Source organism: Haladaptatus sp. (assembly GCF_049589095.1).
In the GTDB taxonomy this organism is placed as follows: Archaea; Halobacteriota; Halobacteria; order Halobacteriales; family Haladaptataceae; genus Haladaptatus.
Map to the genome: position 1 here is coordinate 1 of NZ_JBAWAC010000537.1, position 5,608 is coordinate 5,608.

At 62.4% G+C, this 5,608-nt stretch carries 7 protein-coding genes; 5 read left to right on the forward strand and 2 right to left on the reverse strand.

The features are described from left to right. The 5 genes from WBV42_RS16765 to WBV42_RS16785 all read left to right on the forward strand — a co-directional run. Nucleotides 1-268 (forward strand): hypothetical protein (locus WBV42_RS16765; protein WP_423987037.1); only part of this gene is annotated, 268 nt, incomplete at its 5' end. A gap of 148 nt (nt 269-416) precedes the next feature. Next, nucleotides 417-1,088 carry an SCO family protein gene (locus WBV42_RS16770; RefSeq protein ID WP_423987038.1) on the forward strand — a complete coding sequence of 224 codons (672 nt, stop codon included), beginning with the start codon at nt 417-419 and terminating at the stop codon, nt 1,086-1,088. Further along, the gene (locus WBV42_RS16775; RefSeq protein ID WP_423987039.1) at nt 1,085-1,615 is read left to right on the forward strand and encodes a TlpA family protein disulfide reductase; all 531 of its coding nucleotides are present in this window, start codon (nt 1,085-1,087) and stop codon (nt 1,613-1,615) included. The genes WBV42_RS16770 and WBV42_RS16775 overlap by 4 nt, the downstream gene beginning before the upstream one ends. A gap of 10 nt (nt 1,616-1,625) precedes the next feature. Next, entirely contained in the window at nt 1,626-2,291 is a 666-nt protein-coding gene (locus WBV42_RS16780; protein WP_423987040.1) for a cytochrome c biogenesis CcdA family protein, read from the forward strand. Between the two features lie 57 nt (nt 2,292-2,348). Then, nucleotides 2,349-3,056 carry a dolichyl-phosphate hexose transferase gene (locus WBV42_RS16785; RefSeq protein WP_423987041.1) on the forward strand — a complete coding sequence of 236 codons (708 nt, stop codon included), beginning with the start codon at nt 2,349-2,351 and terminating at the stop codon, nt 3,054-3,056. Here WBV42_RS16785 and WBV42_RS16790 read toward each other — a convergent pair. Continuing rightward, the gene (locus WBV42_RS16790) at nt 3,024-5,111 is read right to left on the reverse strand and encodes a glycosyltransferase family 39 protein (RefSeq protein WP_423987042.1); all 2,088 of its coding nucleotides are present in this window, start codon (nt 5,109-5,111) and stop codon (nt 3,024-3,026) included. The genes WBV42_RS16785 and WBV42_RS16790 overlap by 33 nt on opposite strands. After that, on the reverse strand, nt 5,112-5,608 hold a 497-nt coding region (locus WBV42_RS16795; protein WP_423987043.1), incomplete at its 5' end, for a TOBE domain-containing protein.

Sequence of the window (5,608 nt, forward strand, 5' to 3'; positions counted from 1 at the left end):
ACATCTCACAGCACGAGGGACCCAAATCACACACCGGCTTTGGGTTCGGGATGGAGGACTGATCGTGATGAACCGAACCGAACGAACCGAGCATTTCGCGTCGCTGTTCGAGTCCATCACCGGAGAACCGACGATTACCGAACCACAGCAGACCGATATTCCTATTCGGTTGGACGAGTCCGGGGAGGAGGAAACGATATCCCAGTATCTCGCAACGGCGGGGGCACACGAGTTCGATGACGTCATCAACGAACCGGATACGTACTGAACTCCGATGGCCTGTGCCGACGATTCAGTCGCTCTCATGCGGTTCTACTGCGATACGTGATTTCTCCGGGACGATTTCGAACGCTCATCGCTCGGCCTTCGATGATTGAACCAGATTGCCTTTCATACTCCGGTTACAAACCTCGGTTATGAACCGACGGGGCTATCTCCGTTCACTTTCGGCGACAGGAATCGCGGTCACAGCGGCTGGCTGTTTGGGGTCGTTCGGCGGTGACTCGCATCCGAACGTCACGATGAGCAAACCAGACGTGAATTACGACGTTTCGAAGCTTCCGTACCCCGCGTGGAATCAGCAAATCCCCGATTTGACGATTCCGGCACCGCTCGAAGACCAGAAAATATCGCTCCGTGATGTGAACAAACCGAGCCTCATCACGTTCATCTATACGCACTGTAAGACGATTTGTCCCGTGCTCGTCTCGACGCTCAGAAACGTCCAGACACACGCACAGCAGAACGGATACGCCTCGGACGTCTCCTTCCTGCCGATTTCGTTCGACCCACGGCGTGACGATGCCCAACGATTGAAGAAATATTCGAAGCAGATGAACATCGATCAGTCCATCGACGACTGGCACTTCCTTCGTCCGCAGTCGGAGAAACGGGCGAGGACCATCGTCACGGACGACTTCGGCGTTCACTTCGAAAAGAATCACAAGAAATCGAAGGACAATTACATGTTCACCCACTCCGCGCTCGTCCTGTTGGCCAACGAAAAGGGCTACGTCGAGCGATCGTACCGTGGACAGAATCCGCCGCAGAAACAGATTATCGACGATCTCGAAAAAGTCCGAGGATGAACCGACGGCGTCTCCTCACCGGAATCGCGGGGCTCGGCATTACCGGCGGCAGTGCGTGGGTCGCGCTGAACGGCCTTTCGGGCAACGACGGCGGGTTGCCGAGGCAGGTCACGACGATGCGTGCACCGGGTTCCCAATCCGGGTCGGTACAGGTTCCGGTTTCGGATACCGTCACCGTTATCGACCTCTTTGCGACGTGGTGTTCGCCGTGTGCAAAGCAGATGCGGGCGCTCACGAAAGTACACGACGAGTACGGTGACGACGTCCGGTTCGTCTCGATAACGAACGAGCGAATCGGCGGGACGCTGACGAAGGGTGACGTTCGCTCGTGGTGGAAGAAACACGATGGTCAGTGGACGCTCGGTCTCGATCCGGACAGCGAGGTCATGTCTTCGTTGAACGCGGGCGGTCTCCCGTTCCTCGCGGTTGCGGATGCGGACGGAACCATCATCTGGTCGGATCGCGGTGTGACGAGCATCGATACGCTGCGCTCAAAAATCGAGGCGGCAAAGAAACAGAGTAAATAGGGTAGATGAGATGAGTTCCTCGACACTCCTTCCGACGATTGCTTTTGCGGCGAGCGCGGGAATCGCGACATTTTTCGCTCCGTGTGCGTTTCCGTTGCTTCCCGGGTACATCGGCTACTACCTCCAACACCGCGACGAGGAGTCCGTTTCGTCGGTGCTCCTTCCGGCCATGGGTGCCGCGCTCGGGGCGCTCGTCACGCTCGGCGTCGTCGGTATCGCCGTTATCGCCGCCGGTGGTGAACTCGTCCGGTATCTCCAGTGGTTCGAACCCCTCGCCGGGGTCGTCCTCCTCATCGTTGGAGTGCTCGTGCTCGTCGGCAAGCAACCGACGATTCGCGTCCCGCTGCCGGAACGACCCGCATCCACCACCGGGTTCGTCCTCTTCGGCGGCGGGTACGCGCTGGCCGCCGCCGGTTGCGTGGCACCTGTCTTCCTCGGCGTCGTCACACAGACGTTGACGCTCCCGCTCACGGGCCGCGTCCTCTCGTTCGGAAGCTACGCTTTGGGCGTCGTCGTCCCGCTGAGCGGCGTGACGCTGCTGATGGCGGCGGGCGTCGATTGGTGGCGGGAACTGGGGAAGTACTCCTACACGCTCGAACGCGCCGCGGGCGGGTTGATGATCCTGGCCGGTCTCGGCCAACTGTACCTCTCGTTCGTCGTGCTCGACGCGTTCTGAAAACAGGAAACGCAGTTTTAGCAACCCTGAAATACCGTCGAGCGCTCGCTTGAATCGATGAGCGAGTACGATTTCGGCGACGTGAGCGTCGTGATGGGTGCCTACAACGAGGCGGACGCCATCGCCCACGTCCTCGACGCCATCGGGGCGGCGACCCACGACCGTGCCGAGGTAATCGTCGTGGATTCCTCCAACGACGCCACCGCTGAAATCGCCCGCGAACGCGGCGCACGCGTGATCGAACAACCGCCGCGCGGATACGGAATTGCCCTCTCGACGGCGCTCTCGGCCGCGAGCCGTCCGGTCGTCGTCACCACCGACTGTGACGACACCTACCCGATGGACCGTATTCCGGACTTTCTCGATTACATCAACGAAGGCTACGATGTCGTGAGCGGCGACCGTCTCTACCACGGTGCGGACACCATGCCAGCCGTCAACCGGTTCGGAAACGCCGCATTCGCGCTCGGTGCATCCGTCCTCTCCGGACGGCGGCTTCACGACGTGACGACGGGAATGCGCGCCTATCGCCGCGACGAACTCGTCGATATCGACTGGACAGAGAACACGGGGTTGTCCGCGGAACTCCTGCTTCGCCCCGCGATGCGGGGGTACGACGTTCGTGAAGTTCCCATCGACTACGCCGAGCGCCGCGGCGAAACGACGCTCGATCCGTTCTCTGGCGGCGCGGAAATCGCCGGATCGATCCTCCGCGTCTGCACCGAGGAACGACTACGACGATTGATTCCGTGGGCCACCTTGTAGCGTCGCAGTTATCGAATACTGGTCGGGGACGCGTCCGGGGAGGTAGGCCGCACCGCTGCCGCAGGTCTGCGGGTCCGTACACGCTTCGAGGTACGGCGTGAGTGCGCGCCGCGTTCCGTTTTGGAGACCGACGGGCAGTCGTGAGCCGTAGCTGAATCCGACACTCGGTGCGGTTTCGACGTAGACGGTCGCGGTCACGTCGTCGCTCGCGTTCACTGGAACCGTCACCGGTCCATTCGTGCTCGCGTTCGCAGGGTTGACGCCCCGCCCGCTCACGGTGACGTCCGTCTCGTTCACGACGAGCGTAATGGTATGAACTCCGGACGAGGCGTTCAGGTCGTAGTAGGCGTGTCCCTCCCCCGTGGCGACCCGGAGGGAAGCGAAGTCCGCTCCTCGCGGAATTCGAACCGTGAGTTTCTCCGTGATGGGTGTTCCCGAAGTGACGCGGACGCGCCGGAGTGCCGGGTGGACGGGTGTGTCGTCCGTCGGCACCCACGTCCCCCGGAACTCGTAGCGGTAGTAGGTTCGGTTCGGGTAGGCCGACGCCACGTCGAGCGAGTTCACGCCGTCGATGGCGTACACCGTGTTCGCGTCGAATTCGGGACCGTTTCGAAGCGATTGGAACGGATGATTGAGCCACTTTCCGTACGTCGTCGGGAGGAAGACGACGCTGTTCGCGGGTGGGCCGTCGTTCCGGAAGGGGGCGTACCCCTGCCCGTACTGAGCCGTGTTGTCGGCGTTGCGCACGATTGGGCCAGCTAGCGCGCCCCCGATCGCCGCCGTGGTGAGCAGGCAAACGACCAGTACAACGGCCACGGTCGCACGGGAATCGAAGCCGTCGAGACGGGGCCGAATCCAGTCCCCGAACCACTGGACGCCGACCGCGGCAAACACCGCGGTCGGCACGAGCAGGGCGAAATGATAGTACGGGCCGAGGTAGTGGACCAATCCCTGTGTCGGGTCGAGGTCGGGCGCGAGGAGGTTCAAGTTCCCCCAGAAGTAGACGTTTCCGAGGATGACACTCGGGTACAATCCGGCGAGTACGAGGTAGCGAGTGTCGGAATTCCGATGCTCCCCTTCTCCTTCCAAACGCTCGCCTTCTCGTGCCCTTCGCACACGTCCGAGAACGTGAACGAGACCGACGGCGGCCATTGCGCTTCCGAGGAGACCTCCGGCCACCCAGCGCGAGGCGAATCGCCAGACGACGACGGCGTTGGAGCGAAGGGCAATGCTCGGCGTGTAGTTGTGGCCGTAGCCGCGGAGCATGTGGTAGCCGAACCCGAGACCGTCGCGCGGCGCGAAGGCTTGATACGGAAAGACGAGCAGGTTGCCGGTCATCGACCAGTTGTAGAACAGTGCGAGAGCGACCCCGAGACTGCCGAGTCCGGCGGTTCCGGCGCGGAGATCGATTACCTCCCGTGTGGGTGTCCGGCGCAGTGTCCAGAGCGCGTGCACCACGAACGGCGCGGCGAACAACACGGCCGTGTAGGGTCGCGCGAAAAAGGAGAGCCCGATCAGTGCGCCCGCCAGCAGCGCCCACCGCAACTCCGCAGTTCGTTCGCTACGGAAGTACGCGTAGGCGAATCCGAGGTTTAGCGCGGCGACGGGCGCGTATGGGAGGAACGTGGCCGTATCCACGACGAACAGCGGCGAGACGAGAACGAATCCGGCGGCGAGCAACCCGGTCCGGCGGTCGGCAACCTCGTTTCCGACGAGATATGTGAGACCGACGACGGCCGCGCCGACGGCACCGAGTGCGAGTCGGGGGATTCCGACCGCCATCCCAGCGGCATAGAGCACGGCGGGATACGGCGCGTACTTCGCATAGAGACCCTGCGAAGACGAGACGAAAAACCACGGACGGAAGGCGTTCGCAACTGGCGGATGCAGGAGGAGTTGTCCATGCAAAATGAGATTGGCTTGTTCGAGGTAGACGGCTTCGTCGTGGTTGATGGTGTGGTACGGAAAGAGACCGAACGCGAGAACGAGCGCGACTCCGCCGCCCGCGGCGGCGAGCGCGAGTGCCAGTATTCGGGACCGTGCTGCCTGCGTCATCTACTCGGTCGGATACCACGCGAGCGCGTGGTCCGCGACGAGTTCGACCGAAACCGGTTCGCCGACCGCGAAGCGCTCGGCGTGGTTGTGCATACAGCGAACCTCGTCGCCGTTGTTCAGCGTGACGTGATACACGAACGACGGCCCGGTGTACTGGCGTTTCGTGATCGTCCCATTGGCGTGATTCTCGTTCGCGGGAGTCGCGCGTAGGTCGTCCGGCCGGACGAGCACGTCGATGGTCGCGCCGACGTACTGGTCGGTGGCCCCGCGGAGAAGGTCGTGGTCGAACGTGGCGATCTTTGTTTCGATGCCGGTCCCCCCGACGTGTGCGGAGAGGAACCCGGCCTGCCCGAGGAAGGACGCCACGAACCGCGATTCCGGGTCCTCGAAGACGTCACCCGGACGGCCAACTTGTTCGATCCTGCCGTCGTTCATCACGGCGACGCGGTCGGAGATGCTCAGCGCTTCCTCTTGGTCGTGCGTGACGGAAACTGCAG